General features: G+C 46.9%; 12 protein-coding genes. 3 read left to right on the top strand and 9 right to left on the bottom strand.

Annotated elements, in window-relative coordinates; translation table 11 throughout:
- Positions 1–40: 40 nt before the first annotated feature.
- From J7623_RS19760 to J7623_RS19725, 8 genes are all read right to left on the bottom strand, one after another.
- Complete coding sequence (locus tag J7623_RS19760) at positions 41–1,804, bottom strand: hypothetical protein (RefSeq protein ID WP_291923605.1); 1,764 nt, start codon at positions 1,802–1,804, stop codon at positions 41–43.
- Positions 1,746–2,744, bottom strand: coding sequence for a FecR family protein (locus J7623_RS19755; RefSeq protein WP_291923603.1), 999 nt, complete (start codon positions 2,742–2,744; stop codon positions 1,746–1,748). The genes J7623_RS19760 and J7623_RS19755 overlap by 59 nt, the downstream gene beginning before the upstream one ends.
- Before the next feature lie 26 nt (positions 2,745–2,770).
- Entirely contained in the window at positions 2,771–3,310 is a 540-nt protein-coding gene (locus J7623_RS19750) for an RNA polymerase sigma-70 factor (RefSeq protein ID WP_291923600.1), read from the bottom strand.
- A gap of 144 nt (positions 3,311–3,454) precedes the next feature.
- Complete coding sequence (locus J7623_RS19745) at positions 3,455–4,711, bottom strand: alpha/beta fold hydrolase (RefSeq protein WP_291923597.1); 1,257 nt, start codon at positions 4,709–4,711, stop codon at positions 3,455–3,457.
- 4 nt (positions 4,712–4,715) lie between these two features.
- Entirely contained in the window at positions 4,716–5,594 is an 879-nt protein-coding gene (locus tag J7623_RS19740; protein WP_291923594.1) for an SdpI family protein, read from the bottom strand.
- Positions 5,581–5,883 (bottom strand): autorepressor SdpR family transcription factor, encoded by a 303-nt coding sequence (locus J7623_RS19735; protein WP_291923592.1) that lies wholly within the window; start codon positions 5,881–5,883, stop codon positions 5,581–5,583. The genes J7623_RS19740 and J7623_RS19735 overlap by 14 nt, the downstream gene beginning before the upstream one ends.
- Before the next feature lie 266 nt (positions 5,884–6,149).
- Complete coding sequence (locus J7623_RS19730) at positions 6,150–10,676, bottom strand: TonB-dependent receptor plug domain-containing protein (protein ID WP_291923589.1); 4,527 nt, start codon at positions 10,674–10,676, stop codon at positions 6,150–6,152.
- Between the two features lies 1 nt (position 10,677).
- Positions 10,678–13,287 (bottom strand): hypothetical protein, encoded by a 2,610-nt coding sequence (locus tag J7623_RS19725; RefSeq protein WP_291923586.1) that lies wholly within the window; start codon positions 13,285–13,287, stop codon positions 10,678–10,680.
- A 295-nt stretch (positions 13,288–13,582) separates the two neighbouring features.
- Between J7623_RS19725 and J7623_RS19720 the strand changes: the two genes are divergently transcribed.
- The 3 genes from J7623_RS19720 (at position 13,583) to J7623_RS19710 (ending at position 15,160) form a co-directional block, all read left to right on the top strand.
- Positions 13,583–14,131: a hypothetical protein gene (locus J7623_RS19720; RefSeq protein WP_291923584.1), complete on the top strand. Its 549-nt coding sequence runs from the start codon at positions 13,583–13,585 to the stop codon at positions 14,129–14,131.
- Positions 14,132–14,215: 84 nt separating this feature from the next.
- On the top strand, positions 14,216–14,710 hold the full coding sequence (locus J7623_RS19715) for a BON domain-containing protein (protein ID WP_291923581.1): 495 nt from the start codon (positions 14,216–14,218) through the stop codon (positions 14,708–14,710).
- 27 nt (positions 14,711–14,737) lie between these two features.
- Positions 14,738–15,160 (top strand): SH3 domain-containing protein, encoded by a 423-nt coding sequence (locus tag J7623_RS19710; protein WP_291923579.1) that lies wholly within the window; start codon positions 14,738–14,740, stop codon positions 15,158–15,160.
- 121 nt (positions 15,161–15,281) lie between these two features.
- Here J7623_RS19710 and J7623_RS19705 read toward each other — a convergent pair whose 3' ends face one another.
- The gene (locus J7623_RS19705; protein WP_291923577.1) at positions 15,282–15,716 is read right to left on the bottom strand and encodes a hypothetical protein; all 435 of its coding nucleotides are present in this window, start codon (positions 15,714–15,716) and stop codon (positions 15,282–15,284) included.
- Between the last annotated feature and the right edge of the window lie 159 nt (positions 15,717–15,875).

Here is a 15,875-nt window from a genome sequence, read left to right as displayed (position 1 = left end):
AAATTGTGCATTACTACTACACGCAACTCATTAAAAACCCTTACTCTCTTTTATTAAAATTTATATTATAAAAGATACCTACCTGGATACCAATCCAGGCTTTGTTATTACGTTCACCACTCACCGAATTGATGAGCGTATATGGTGCATGAATAATATTCAGCTCCTTGTAGGCCATTTGTGTTTGGTTCACCGTTTTACCTGGCACGGAATATTGCAATTGCTGGCTATTCCATACAAGACCGGCTTGTAAGCGAAAATGATCCCCCAACTGCTTTTCGCCCAGCAGGGATATTTTCGTTAAGCGGGATTCCATAGTACCGGGTATCAGCATGCGGTTAGAGTCGATGTTGAATTGCTGTTCCTGCGCACTACCGGTGGTTGCCTGGAGATGCAAACGCCAATCCTCCGATATACGTGCAGACACCCCTGCTCCGAACCTGAGCTGTGCCAGCTTAAAGTTGGTACTACCCTGTACAATGCCATACAGGAAAGGGAATCCCATTTGAATGGTAGGATTCGCGTAGTATACTTCATCGGCAGAAACACCCAGGTTCAGTAAGAAAGAGAATGGTCCTTGCGCTGTCCTGCCTCCTGTTCCTTGCCTGGCGGGCCTTTGATAAGGATTATCAAAAATATTTTGCCAGGTAGACTTTACCCAGGAAGTACGATCTGACCCACCGCTGTGTTGTTTGATAATTGGTGGCTTCGTATTTGTATTCGCCGCTGTTTGTTGCGGAACCGCGGTATTGCTTTTTTGTTGTTGGGTACTTGTATTGGGAGATGTTTGCGCAGTGGTAGTTTCTTGCTGTTGCACATTTGTTTTCGTGGCTACTGGCCTGGCCACTGTTTCATTTATTTTATCCGGCTGTTGTTTGTTACTGGAATCTCTTAAGGCGATGGTGAAAGGAGTATGCCGCACAGAATCTGTTCCGCTGCGTCCCCAGGTTAATTGTATAGATGGCCGGAACTGCCAGCTGGGAAAGGATATCCGGGGAATGTATCTGTTGGTGCCTGCACCCGATAGCGAACCATTTTGAATCGCCTGATGGTATTGAACAAATCTTACTGAGTCAATGGTTTTTCCGGCGTGGTATTGAACGGCAAAAACGGAGTCCGTTTTTTGGGCAGCAGGATATTGCTTCACAAAAACGGAATCCGTTTGTAACAACGCGTTGGATTGTTTTACCAGTACGCTGTCTGTTTTACGGAGTGAATCGGGATGTTGCCGGACAAGGTACATAGTATCGGTTGGATGCGCAGCCAGTGTATCTATTATATAAATCACCGGCAGTGGCTGGAGATCTTTCCATACCTGTATGGGCGGTGGTTTGGTGGCAGATAATTTATGATCTGCCAGTTTCTCCGTGGGGCGCTTTTCCGATGGTGCTTTCGCCGGCGCTGCTTTCTTTGCTGGTGCCGGATGTGGTATATGCGGTGGATTATCTATGAAAATGATATGTCCTCCTAAAACGGTATAATAAATACCTGCATCATTTTGGATGGTGGTGAGGAGCTCTCCTACGGGCATCACTTTTTTCCCTAAATGGATCAGGCGTGAAGGAGGAAACTTACTGGTGTTCAGGGAAAACCGCGCGCCGGTTTGGCGGCCAACAATACTCAGCAAAGAATCGAAACGGAGCGCTGACGCGGGTACAACGATTTTTTGCTTTAAGTTGATCCGGTGTTGTTGTGCGTTACTGAGAGAAATAGTTATGACAGCAATAAAGAACGCTGCTACGTACTTAATTGCATCCACTGCCACTGAGATACACGGTATCTTTCTCGATACTATATTGGACATTCAACGTAATTGATATAACCTCTAAAATGAATAATAAGGATTTATTGTCGAAAGTGCTGCTCATGGAGCAGCCTTCCAGTTTTTTATTGTTAAACACGATCCTTGTTCCGTATGCCAGTTCCAGTTGAGTAGCAATTTCTTTCAGGCTGGCATTGGTAAAGTTGAAAGACCTTGTCATGGAAATACTATCAGCACCGGCTACACTGAAACCATGTGTGTTATTATGATAGATTCCCGTTTCCCCGGCTTTCAGGATAATACTGCTATCACCGCGATACATGCCCACGGCTCCGGATTTCACGGACACCATTACCCCGGCGGTATCCGTTGCCACCAGGAAGGTAGTACCCAATACTTTTACAGCGATATCTCCCACGCTCACAATAAACGGTTTTTTAGGATCTGTTGTTACATCAAACGTTGCACTACCTTTTAGCAATACCTGCCGGGTATTTCCCACAAAGTTGCTGGCATAGCTGATAGAAGCGCCACTGTTGAGGGTTACCACTGACCTGTCAGGCAGCGTATCCTGTAATACCCCGCTGTGGGCTTCCCGGAGCACCAGGGAACCGGGCAACGTTGCCGGGGCAGTTGGCCGCAATAACCAATAAAGGCTGGCAACACCGATTAGTACTATTACGGCAGCGGCTATACGCCAACGGAAGGTTTTAAGGCTGGCTACCTTTGCAGGTGCGCTGCCTTTGGCAGGTATCCGTTCCTGCTGAATAGCGGTCAACATGGCTGATTTATCAGGTAGTTGCCAGTTATGCCCAATGGAGGTTTGTTCCCACACTGCCAGTGCCTGTTCAAACAGGGCACGGTTTTCAGCGGATGCATGTACCCAGTCATCCACTGCAATGGCTTCTTCCGGGGAGGCTTCCCCGGAAAAATACTTTGCCAGTAATTCATCGTCTACATGTGTTTGACCGGGATTGTTCATTCTTAATAAATTGTAACTTATTTTTTTTACAGGAGAAATAATATCAACACACTAATCATAATATCAAACAGTTTTGCCCGTAGGATTTTAAGTGCTTTTCCCATCTGTGCCTCTACTGTTTTCACAGATAGTCCCATCTCCGCTGCAATGTCTGCATATTTCTTTCCTTCAAAGCGGCTTTTTGTAAATATGAGCTGGCATTGAGGGGAAAGCGCGGCAATGTGACTCATAATCTGTTGGTTGATTTCTTTGCTGACCAACATATTTGCTCCTTCGTGCTGTACTAAATTATTCTCGTGTATGTAACGTGCTTTAATTTTCTCATGTCTTTTGATATTCAGGCAGTAATTATATACTGCTGTATACAAGTAAGATTTGAGTGATTGCTCTTCGTCAATGGTATCTTTTTTTTCCCATAACTTCAAAAACACCGCCTGTACGGCATCTTTGGCGTTATCGTTATCTTTTAATATCGTAAAGGCATAGCGGTGTAATCCTTCATAATGGTCATGAAAGCTTTGTTCTATCAGTAAAACCTGTTTATCCTGGCGTATGTCCTTGTCCAATGCCCTTGTTGCTGTTATATGCCAATAATACACCTAAAGAGAAGTAAACCCTTATGCCGGTATAAAAAAATTTACTCCCGGCGAGGTGCTCCCTGGTACTATGACTGCTAAAACTCCCTCTCCCCCTACGCCGGGGGAAAAAATTTATTGCCGGAGGAAGTTAGCCAGTGCCGGCACCAATTCGGGGGATAAAGGCAAGGGCGTTTTTTTATCCGGGGAAAGGGCCGCATTGTTTTTCAAGGCGTGTGTCATGCCTTCGATGAGTACCAGTTGGGTTCCGGGTTTACAATCCTGCAGCATGGTTACCTGTGCGGGTGTCACCTGTACATCTGCCGCACCACCTACCACCAGTACTGGTAGCTGTGTGAGCGCTAACATGGCGCATGGATCGAAACGAACCGCGCTTTTCCAGTAGCCGAAGGTGCCTTTGTTAAAGAACATGTTCAGATCGGCCGGTACCCGATCGGGCGTTTTATTTTCCCGCAGCCCTTCGAGGATGCTGACGGATTGTTGGTATAGGGAATCTGCCAGCCGGGGTTTCAGTTGCTCCAGCAGTACCTTATCTATGGCTTCTCCGGGCGTGGAAAGGGCGATCAGGCATTTCATGGGTTGGCGGCCGGCCAGCGCCAGGCCAATAACACCACCTTCGCTATGGCCAATCACGGACACATTGGCGAACTGTCCGCTTCTTTCCAGGTGATCCACACAGGCCGCGGCATCGGCTACAAAGTCGTCCAGGGTGAGGGCCGTCAGTGGTTTGTTGGAAGCCGTACTTTGCCCGGTACCCCGTTTATCGTACCGCAGTGAGGCAATGCCATGCGCTGCGAGGCCAGCCGCCAGTTGCTGATAGGAAAACCCTTCTGTGGCGGGGAGGAAAAGGCTGTTGCCGTTGCGATCCGTTGGGCCGGAGCCGGCAATGATGAGTACTACCGGCGAATGCGGCTGCCCTTCGGGGAGCGTTAAGGTGCCATACAATACGGTGCCATCAGCTGCATGAACTGTATCTGTTGTTTCGTTGGTATTGAGCATCACCTGTTTGGGCCGGGAGCCGGTGATGAAGAAGCCGACCAGGCGGTTGGCGCTATCCAGGGTCAGCCGGAAGATCACGGTGGTACGTTCGAAATTATTTTCTGCGGTCACGATGAAATGGTTGCCATCGCGTACTACTTTCTGTGAGGTCAGGGCCTCCCACTTTCCGTTGGTTTGCTCAATTTGTTGCCATACGCCTTTCAGCATATCTGCCGTTAGTTTTTCCTTCATCACAGGGGCCATGTATTGCATAGCGCCGGTCCAGTTACTGCGGCCGATTTGTTCAAAAAAGCTGCTGACTACGGGTTGCTGTTGTGCGCGGACAGCTTGCAGGCTGCCCAATAACAGGACGAAAAAAAGGATTCTTTTCATAAGGTCAGGGTTGATGTGTTAATTTACGGTAACGGATATACGAATACACCATGGGAATAAATGTAGCCGTGAGCAACGAAGTCACCAGAACGAAGTGAACCTGCTGCCTGTCGGCGAAAAACGTAGCGATAAAGCCGGTCGCGCCCATTATAAACATCATCACACCTCCCAGCCGGTGCGTTTCCCGCCATACTGTATCGTTTTTCAGCGTCCACGGGGTCCGGATACCCAGGTAAGGATTGGGACGCACACTATATAGCAGGTTACCACAAATGGTAATAAACAGCAGTATCATCTGCACTATCATTCTGTCGGCGTTGAGGTGTTGTGCCAGGAGTAAACAAAACGGCCCAATAGATACCACCACGTGGGTACCTGCCCAAATAATAACGTAAGATGTCCGCCCCAGTGGTTTTGACTCACTGCGTTTATACATCAGATCATACATACGATAGATAAAAATATTGAGTAGTACTACCATCCCGATACCTCCAATATATGCCCATACAGTGGCAGCGCCACCCGTTAATTTCCCGGCACTTACCAGCATCTGGTAAACAGGGATAGCACTTATCAATAAAAGCATACCTGCCTTTAACCAATATAACATCGGCTTTAACCAGGCCTGCGGTAGCTGATTCCTGTATGGTAATAATACTGCCAGGGTGAGGATCAAATAAATAAACAGGGAGACCACCAATGTGACCGTAATATCCATTGCCGGCGACATCTGTCCGTCTACCACCCATTCTCCATTGGCGGAAATGGTATAGTGAGAAGGGATCAGTGCCGGTAACAATGGTTTTAACCAGTAATAAACAAGGGCCGGGCATAGCATAATGCCGAGTAAAGGGATTTCCTGCCACCATTTACCTGCTTTCATATTTAGGCTTTGATTTATGGGTAAGGGGTAATTTTTCTGCGGTAAACTGCAACATCCATTTCAGTAGCTCATCCATCACAGTGGTATTCAGGGAGTAATAAATAAACTGTCCCTTTTTTTCACTAGTCAGTAGTTCGGCCTGTTTAAGCAGGTCGAGATGATGCGATATCGTAGGCTTGGAAAAATTGAAATGTGTAGCAATCTGACCGGCAGTGAGGTCTTCTTTTTTGAGCAGCTCCAGGATATCCCGGCGGGTCTTATCATTGAGCGCCTTAAATACATGGTTCATGTAGTATATATTTAGACAACTATCTAAATACTAAATTAAGAGAAACCTTTCAATCTGCAAAAATTAAAATGGGCTGGCATACTATAAATAAATCCGCAGCGCTCCCTGACGGGATAACGCTGCGGACGGCGGAAGGAACAGGCATAGGGATGAGCAGAAAGCTTAAAGCAGAAAGCATAAAGCGACTGTAGCGAATGATATAAGCGAATGATACAAGCGAATATTAAACAACGCCGCCCTGCTTTCAGCGGCATTGCTGCTTAATATTATGGCCGGATGGTGATGGTGGTACCTCCATTCCAGTGCTTATGCTCAGGTGTGTAATACAGGTAACAGTTGCTGGCCTTGGCTTTGTAGGTACCGGGAATATCCGCTTTCAGGTCCAGTGTTATGGTTTTGGTTTCTGCATCGCCGAAGCCAAGCCAGTAAAGCACCAGGTAATTATCGAATATTTCATAGTAGGCTACTTTTTTATTGGTGATGAGCTCTTTCAGTTGCCAGGGCTGTAAGGACAAGCCTCCGGGGATCCCTATTTTAGCGATAGCCATAGGCTGCAATATGTTTTTCTTATTTTTCACTTCAATTTTCATACGCACCGTTTCTCCCAGTTGCGCCGCGGTATCGGCCAGTTGGGTGGTTAACAGTAAATCAGCATCAGGACTGTTAGGGGGTTGCAGCGTATTATATTCCAACTGCAGGCTGTAAGGAATTCCGGATTTATCACTGCTATAGCTGACGGTGAGTTTATTGGTACCCTCTTTCACTGCGGCGCTGCAATCATTGCCGCTGATTTTTGTTCCATTCAACATAAACTCAATAGTACCGGCGCTTTCCGAACGACCTTTTATTTTTACATATTCTACAATGGCATTCAGTGCCAGTACGGTTGCCTGCGTAGAGCCGTACCCGTAGTATGATTTTTCTGATAGAATTTTGGAGATCACCATACCGATGGCGGCAACATCCGGTTGTTGCTCCCGGGCCAGCGCCAGGGCATATAACGACAATGCCTCTACGCGTAATGAAACATCGCGGGAATTTACCACGGTGGTAGCCGCGTTAATACCCTTCCGTCCGTAGCTGTCTTTCAGCAATTTCAACAACCTATTATAATCCGCCTCCTGTTTCATGTTGCTGGCGGCGAGGGCCATTAATCCCAGCTGGTACATATCTTCGGAGGCTTCTGCTTTTTTAACTGCCGCTTCATATTCCGGCTTTATTTCGCTGCCTGCACCGGCTTGCGTTAACGCATATACGATGTATAGATTCGCAATGGCATTGGGCACAGATGCAAACCGGTCGTAACCTCCGGAAGCCAGTTTGAAGCCACCTTTGCCGTCTCTACGGTTTAACAGGAACTTTTTGGTTCGCGCCAGCATGTCTTTGTCAACATCGATGAAAGACTGCATATCCGTAAACTCCAGCAGGCCGTAGGCGGTTAATGCTTCGTGGGCTGGCGCATGGCCAAACCATTCGAATCCATTTTCACTGGTTTCATAACTGATCAAACGCTTGTAGCCTTTCTCGATATAATCCATGGCTTTAGCCACCACCCGCGGATTGGATTTGCCCGATTCACGCAGGTATTTCAGGATGAAAATATTTGGATAGGTAGCGGAAGAAGTTTGCTCAAAACACCCGGATGGCTCCCTCAGCATGGATTCGATACCATCCAGTAATTGTCCCTCGAGACTGGTGAAGATGCGCAGGTCTGTTTTCAGGCTACCATCTATTGGCTTGCCTACGTTAAACGTCCATTGTGCGGACTTATCGCCGGAGATAGTTTTAGATACGGGAAAGCCTTTGTCGGCCGCCTGTATTGGCAACGACAATGTTTCCGTACCCACTTCTCCACTCACAGTAAATTTAATATTATCCGCACCGGCTGCGATCACCTCCAATGGCACCAATACCTGCCGGGAAGTATTGGCAGCAAGCGTTACGGCGTCTTCATAACTGTCTTTCCCCAACTTTACCATTTCGCGGGGCAGTGCTACGTGAATATCCAGTGCCACCTCTTTGGCGCTGTTATTTTTGATCACCAGCGGAATTTGCGGACGGTCCCCTACACTCAGGTAAGGTGGAATTTTAGCATCGATCTGCAATGCGCTGCGGGCGGACCAGGTGGCTTCTGTTCTACCAGGTTTTCCATTCCAGGCAATACCTTCTGCGATAGCTCTAAAAGTGGTAGCTGCATCAGAGTTGTAAAATTCCAGGGTAGCCGTACCTGTTTTATCTGTTTGTACCACCGGGTTCCAGTAAATGGTTTCACGAAAATCGTTGCGTTCCCTGGTGTCTGTAGTGGTATACTTCGGTGCATAAAACTTCCTGGCTACGGAGTACAGGCTGCTGGCCACCGGTACATAGGTGGTATGATAATAATCTTTGCTTAACCTTACTCTCATGGCCGCCCCATTGCCTTTTTTGGTAGTGATCACAATCACGCCATTGGCGGCGCGGGTGCCATACAACGCAGTGCCGGCAGCATCCTTGAATACTTCTATCGCTGAAACATCTTCGGGGTTTATATCGTCCATCATCCCATCGTACGCCACGCCGTCAATGATAAACAGTGGCTGATTATTTCCGGTGAGAGAAGCATTACCCCTGACACGAATCTCTTCCCCGGCGCCGGGATTAGCCCACCTGGTTACCTGTAAGCCAGCCATTCTTCCTTCCAGCACCTGGTCTATTGGCTGTGGCGCCATTGCAAAAACGTTGTCGACAACCCTCACTACTGAACCTGCCGTCATCATTTTCTGTTGTGTACCATAACCTACTACCACTACTTCTTCCAGCTTTTTCTGGTCTGCTTCCAACCGTTGCTGTACGGCATTCTCATTTTTAATCTCCTGTATCACGTGTGCGTACTCCTGTTTGCGCGCTTCCGGTTTGATGCCAGGATATTGTTTGAAGCTGACACTTTCCTCCAATATTTTCTTTGTGCGGATATCGTTATGCTCCAGGCCATTTTGCGCTATCCTGACATTCACCTTTTCCTTCCTGGTGGCTGATTTGGCAATCAGGTAATAGTGTGCGCGGGTATCCAGGTCAGCAAAGAAAAACTGTCCATCCTCCCCGGTAGTCATTTGCACCGCTTTGCTTTTTTCATCCATATTCACCAGGAATACTGTGCCTTTCACCGGCTGCTCACTTTTGTTCAAAATAGTACCACTCAACACGTAGCCATCGTCTGGCAAATATTTCAGTGAGGTTCCTTCCTTTACTTCCGGCAGGTAACTAAAGTACCGGTAGCCATGGGTGAGCATGACCAGGTCCAGCGCAGGTTCCGCTTTAGGTTCGTCCTGCTTAAAATAAAAAGAAGGTTCTTCTATCTTTCCGCTTAATTCAGAACTCATGAGCAGCCAGGATAAAATATGATCTTGTTTATCATCTGCAAAGGACCAGAGCTTATCGTCCATCACCGCCAGCGATAAGTTAGACGGGAGCGGAACACCTTTATCATCGGTAGTGTTGAGTGTGAGCCTTACTTTTTCTCTTGGCAGGTAAGTGCTTTTGTCAGGCGTAATTTTTACCTGCAGGGTGTGTTGTTTATTCAGGAATACCAGTCGCTCTGCTATGGGCACCTCGTTTTCATTTGTGAGCGTGAACCGTGCAATACCGGCAGGGAATGCCGCCGGATCTATTTCAAATGTTTGGATACCGCGTTTCAGCGCAAATCTGTCGGCAGAATATACAGCCTCTTTCGTACGGCCGGTCAGCGTTACCTGCTGAGGGCGACTGGCAGCAATGTGCAGTAACAGTTTCTCTTTTTTCTTCACTACATTCATCACTACCCCTTCTTCTGTAAACTCGGGGAAGGCATATTGTTGCGCAATATGCAACGGGGAGGTAATTTTCACGGTATATTTTTCACCCGCCTGTGGTGTGAAATTAAACTGTCCCATGCCGGCATAATAGCCCTGGAAAGCCGCAACCGTCTCTCCTGCCCTATTCAGTACCTCTCCTTTCACATCCACCGGTTTACCGTGTTCGTTGACCGCCCTGAAAGCAATATTACCCGCAATGCCTGCTACCAGTGTACCTCCCTCCGGCAACAACTGCAAGTCTACTTTATTCAGCACAATAGGAATACTCCTGGAAATAGCTTCTACATATGATTCATAGTTGATGGTCACATTCAGCAAGCCATCGGTCGTATTCAGATCAGGCGGCAGTTTAAACCGCAATTGTACTTTCCCTTCTTCGTTGGTAGTAGCCTGCTGCGTAGCCACCACCTTACCATCCAGCGATACTTTATAATCTACTTTATAGGCGCTGATGGGTTTATCAGACAGGTTACGGATGGAATAGTCGGCCACTACTTCATCGCCGGGACCATATCCTTTTTTGGGGAAGTCGAGTTTCATTAATACACGCGGCGCAATGACCTTCTGCAGGGTCAGTTCTTTTACAAAAAAAGTGCTGTCACTTTCGTTGCGCATCCACGTAGTATAAGCTTTGAGCTTGTAGATGCCTCCGGGCGCATTGTCGTCGAAGCTAAAAGAGCCTTCTGCAAATCCATCTGATACCTTGTAACTTAATTTCTTCAGCTGATTGCCTGAAGGATCCAGTACTTCCACAAACACAATTTTGCTATAGGCTGTGGGCAGCTGGTTCTGGGCGTTTACCAGGTATAGCTTGAAGAACAGGTCCTGTCCGGGTTGAAAGAACACATGACTGGTATGGATATAGATTTTCTCTTTGTATTTCGCATAATTAAACGACTGTCCCCAGCAGGTACATATCATCACCAGGTATATGCCGATACAACAGATCATATTTTTCATCATCTCAGAATTGAAGGGTTACATTAAAGCCATATGTTTTGGTAGCAGGCAGGTTGAAAAAATCCAACCCGGTGCTATTGGTTTGGTCGAACAACAGTTGCTCCGGATCAGTGCCGCTATAGGGTGTCCAGAGCATGATATTGTTGACATAAGCGCTCAGGATGAGCCTTTTCCGGAGGCGGTTAATCAGTAATTCGTGGGACAGCTTCAGTGTTTTCAGGCGTAGCCAGTCGGCCCGCTCTACATAATCAGCCGCTACCCCGGTATGGCCGTATCTTACCCAGCGGTTTTGTTCCACAGGTAATGCCGGGTTATAGAAATCAACCGGGGTGGTATTGGGTTTGTCGTTGCCTTGTACACCGGGAAAAACATAGTTTTTAATTTTTCTGCCTTCGGCAGATGATTGTGATCTGCCGAAGTAATCAAGTACCGCTTGTGTACCGTTCCATCTTTCGCCTCCTTTCTTCCATTCCATCACGGTTAGCAGTTTCCATTTTTTCCATTGAACAGTACTATTCCATTTCATTACAAAATCGGGTGTGGGATTGGCTATGATGGCAGGTGCACTGGCTACGAGCGGAAATCCATCAGGACCTATTACGCGGTTCCCGTTTCCATCTTTCTGCCAGGTGCTGCCGGTGATTACACCGAGCGGCGCTCCTTCAACCAGGGTAGTGTGCACATCGCTAAAGCCTGCGAGGGGCGTATAATTGGCGCCTTCACGTACGGCTGTCACCTTAGTGCGGTAGGCATAAAATCCGAGCACCTGCGTAGTTTTAATTTTTGCATTGGCCCTTTCCAGTTCCAGCAGGCGCAATTGCAAGTCTATTCCCTCTGTCTGGTAGTCGCCCCTGTTTTTCAACACCCATGCCCCCTGGTCGTATACAGGAAACAGGTCGTCTGTTACTTTTTTTATAAAGACAGCAGCCGTTAAATCCACCAATGATTTGCTGATGGTAATGCTGTTACTCCAACTGCGGTTACGTATAGGCTTCAGGTGATCAAAGCTGCCAACCTCCTGCACCGGGAAATAGCGGCTGGCACTGGCCGCATTGTATTGTAGTAAGTTGAGGTAAGCCAGTGACTGGCTAATGGGTAATTCCCGGTTATACTCACCAAAAGATGATTTAAAACCCAATGTCCAAGGCGTATAGCTGAAGTTATAAGTCACCGACAAATCAGCAGATGGCTGAAAATAATCCATCACCGCTGCGGTGTTGGATGCATAGGCTTTGTTGCCCAGTACCAGGTTCATATTCCAACGTTCCCAGCTATAAGTTTGCCGGTAGGTGGCCATTACTTCCTGGGTGCTGCGTTGATATTGATAGTTGGTAGCTAACGGTTGATAATGAACAGCAGTATGGGCGTCGGTAAAAATATATTGTGCGAGGAAGCCGCCGTTCCAGCGGTGGTTATGATATGGCAGGTTAGCGGAGGCTTCCAGCTGCAGTTGATAAAACTGGTCTGTTTTATACCGGTTCAGGGGCTGCCCATCGGGGAAGTTGGCGGAGCCGGGCTTGTACCCTTCCCGGCTGTCTTCCTGCTTATCGTCGTATGATTGTGTGATCACGTATTTTACGCGCCGGTAGCTATTTCTTTCCATCAGCAGGCTGGCCTGTTGCCGGGTAAACCGATAGCCATGATTATTGTCATTCAGCAGGAAATCAGGGTTATCCGCCATTTGGCTGTAGCTACGCTGGCGGTTACCCAGCGTATATCCCTGCCCGTTATCAAAGCTATTAGGGGTGAGCAGGGCCTGTTGCCAGGTTTGGTTCAGGAATCCGTTCCTGTTGCTGTTGGAGAACTGGTTTTGGTTATAGCTGTATTTAGCGAGGAGGTGTAACCATTTAATTCTTGCGCCCAGGGAGGCGTCCATGTTTTTTTCGTAGTTATTATTTTCCCGGATAACGGTTTGTTCGGAGGTGTTGCCCAGGTTCATTCCGAATTCCAGGACATTGACCTGGTTTTCGCGTAATGCCGCCTTGAGGTTAAAGAGCTGTGAAAACGCAGTACCTGTTCTGAATATATTATTCATATAGGCGATAGGGTTATGACCGTTGCCACTGCCGGCGGGGACCAGTTTACCGTGGTAATCGTATGCATAGGGTTGGCCGTCGTATTCCAGTGTTTGCCTGGAAGGGCCGTAGCTGAATAATTCATTGGTTTCAGGACCTTGCCAGGCAAGGTTTCCCTGCAGGGAGCGTCCCTGTACATATTCCGATTGAAGTGCGGGCTGCCTGCTGACCGTTTTCAGTGTTACGGTGGCGGAGTAGCTACCGGAAATGACCAGGGTTGTTTTATAATCCGGGTAGAGGCGTAGTTCGTTGTTTCGGATGCTTATTTTACGAAGGCGGGTATCTGCGCTGAACATTTTTTTCAGCTGCAGTACCTTATGCAACGGGGATGGGGACCGCATCACACTGGTATCCATAGCAATCAGTTGTTGGTAGTCGGCCGAATAGACCGGCTGTACTTCCTCATTTTGGCCGTTGCCGGCAGGTGCCCGTTCGATCACCGGCTTTGGGTTATCACCTGCGTGCACGGGTTTTAATGCTTGTTTTTTTTGTGCAAAAAGTGCAGCGGGAAAGAGCAACAGTATCAGTAAACATCTCACAGGGATATATTTTTATATTTATCAATATAGGATATAATCATCAGGTGGGTGGTGACTACCCCGAGTTGGGACTGACGATATCATAGTTGTTATGCTCGTTTTGTAAGAGTCTAATAATCATAGCAATAATCAATTTTGGCTGTGTTTTCACGGGTTGTCTTCGGCGGCATGATGCAGGGTGAAAATAAATTCCATAAGCGAAGGGAAAATTTTTTTAGTTTCTTTTCAAGCGAGAGAAAAACGCGGTACTTTTGAAGAATAGTTATAAAATTGTCCCAACCTATACAATAAGGCTATGATAAAGAAATTATCCCTGTTCGTACTAGTGGTAGCATTTTCTGTATCCTGTAAAAAAGACAAATCCAAAGTAGAAGACGAATCTTTTGTGGGGTGCTGGCAATCCACGATCCAGCTTCAGCATGGTAATAAGTGGCCTGCTATTCCTTTAGACAGTATACGGGCGGCGGGTAATTTCAGCTATGAGTTAAAGAGTAATCATACCGGTATTTTCAAACGGGTGGTGGTACCGGCCAACAAACCTATATCTGCTGATTGGCTTTCGAGGTGGAAACCGGGTATGCCTATCGGCAGCGTGTATACGCCACAGTTACCTCTGCCCGCGGTTTCCTTTCCTACGGAAACGGTAGCTATTTACTGGGAATATAATAAAAAGGCAAAGCAACTGTTAATTATGGGTAGCATACGGCAGAAGCTGGAAGCGTGGGAACTGGCTACCATAGGGGATCATCATCTCATTACTACTACCCTGGAATTCAACCTCGCTCCTACTCCAAATGGGTTACCGATCAAGCAACATGCCCGGGTGGTGTTCATTAAAAAATAAACAACATACTGCGGTATTATTGCCAGATGAAAAAAGATACTTAACTTAAACGGTATTATTTCATCATTAAACCTCGGTATTACTATGAAACTGAAACACCTGACAGCAGTGGTCCTTTCTATGGGACTGTTATTTATGATTTCCTGCAAAGGAAAGCCGAAAGATGCAGATATCCAGGCCACGGTAGTTGCTGCACTGCAATCCACTCCCGGCGTTACTGCTGACGTTAAAGATGGCGTAGTGACCCTTTCCGGTACTGTTGCCACTGAGGCCGACAAAGACGCCGCTGAAAACACGGCTAAAGTTGCGCAGGGTGTGAAGAGCGTTGTAAACAATCTCACTGTAACACCACCGCCACCACCTCCTCCTCCAGCTCCTGCCGCAGCTGATGCAGATGCAACGCTGAAAACAGCTGTTGAAGGTATTGTAAAAGATTTTCCTGGTATCACTGCCGATGTTAAAGACGGTGTGATCACTATTACCGGTGAGTCTAAAGCAGACCGCTGGAAAAAACTGAAAATTGCATTGGACGGACTGAAACCAAAGAAAGTGGATGCTTCCGGTTTAAAAATTAAATAATCTTCTTCCACTCTAAATACAACAATCATGGCATTACAGGACAAATACAAGGAACTGATTGATGCAGCGAATGCTGCTGGTGTCAGTGGCCTGCAGGTAAATGAACAGGATGGTGTACTGCATATAGATGGGGAAGCTCCCAGCGGTGCTGTAAAAGATCAGTTATGGGGTATCTACGGAAAGATTGACCCCAACTTTCTTACCGGCGATGTAGTAATGAATATCGATGTAGCTACTGCAGTAGCAGGCGCTAAACTGAAAGTAACTACAGATGCTACCAACCTGAATATCCGTAAGGGTCCGGGTACAGATCAACCTATTGTCGGCAAAGCAGCACATAATGAAATTGTATCCCTGATAAGCAAGCAAAGCGATCAGTGGTGGCTTATCCGCACAGATGGCGGTGTAGAAGGATATGCTTCTACAACGTATCTGACTCCGGTGGAGTAAGCGAAAAGCATAAAGCACAAAGCTATTGTAGCGAATGATTAGCGCGGGTATTAAATCACTTTTCCGCTTATATCATTCGCTACAATAGCTTTGTGCTTTATGCTTTATGCTTTTCGCTCTTTCAAGGCTGCTCATAAGTAAGGCCTACTGGTACCATCACATCTCCCCTGTTATGAATGTCGATGAAAAGTGTGATGGTGTCATTAGTGTTGGCCGTTAGAAAAACATATTTATCCAGCAACCCGGACTTGCTGCTAAACCGGTCTTTTAACAACGGCGGATCGTATCCGGGGCTTAGAACAGAGCTGCGTTTTACCAGCACCAGGTGTTCTTTACTGGTAGTAGTAAGGCCCGACAAATAATTCATCTCTTCCAGGATACTTCTTTCTACACTCCCATTTTTAAGTTTGATTGGATTCGTACTGGCATAACCGTAAGTACTGTCGGTGGCAGCAGACAACTTCTGAAAGGCTCTCTGAGCATAGGATTGGCGGGTGATGGCTGCCAGCAGTAATACAGTAACGATAGTAACTGAACATCTAAGATGGCGCTTCATAGTAACGGTTTAATGAGGGTTTAAAAACGTCAATGATGCATACAACAAATACAACTAATTGTTCCAGGGTTCATCGTAAGGTTATTAAAGATAACGTAAAAAGCAGGAATTATTATCAGGATGATACAAATGATGTCAATTTTTCAAGTTAAAAAAAGC

The organism is Chitinophaga sp. (assembly GCF_017745275.1).
Classification (GTDB): Bacteria; Bacteroidota; Bacteroidia; order Chitinophagales; family Chitinophagaceae; genus Chitinophaga.
Note: the sequence above shows the minus strand (reverse complement) of the source record. Positions and strands in the feature narration are given on the sequence as shown.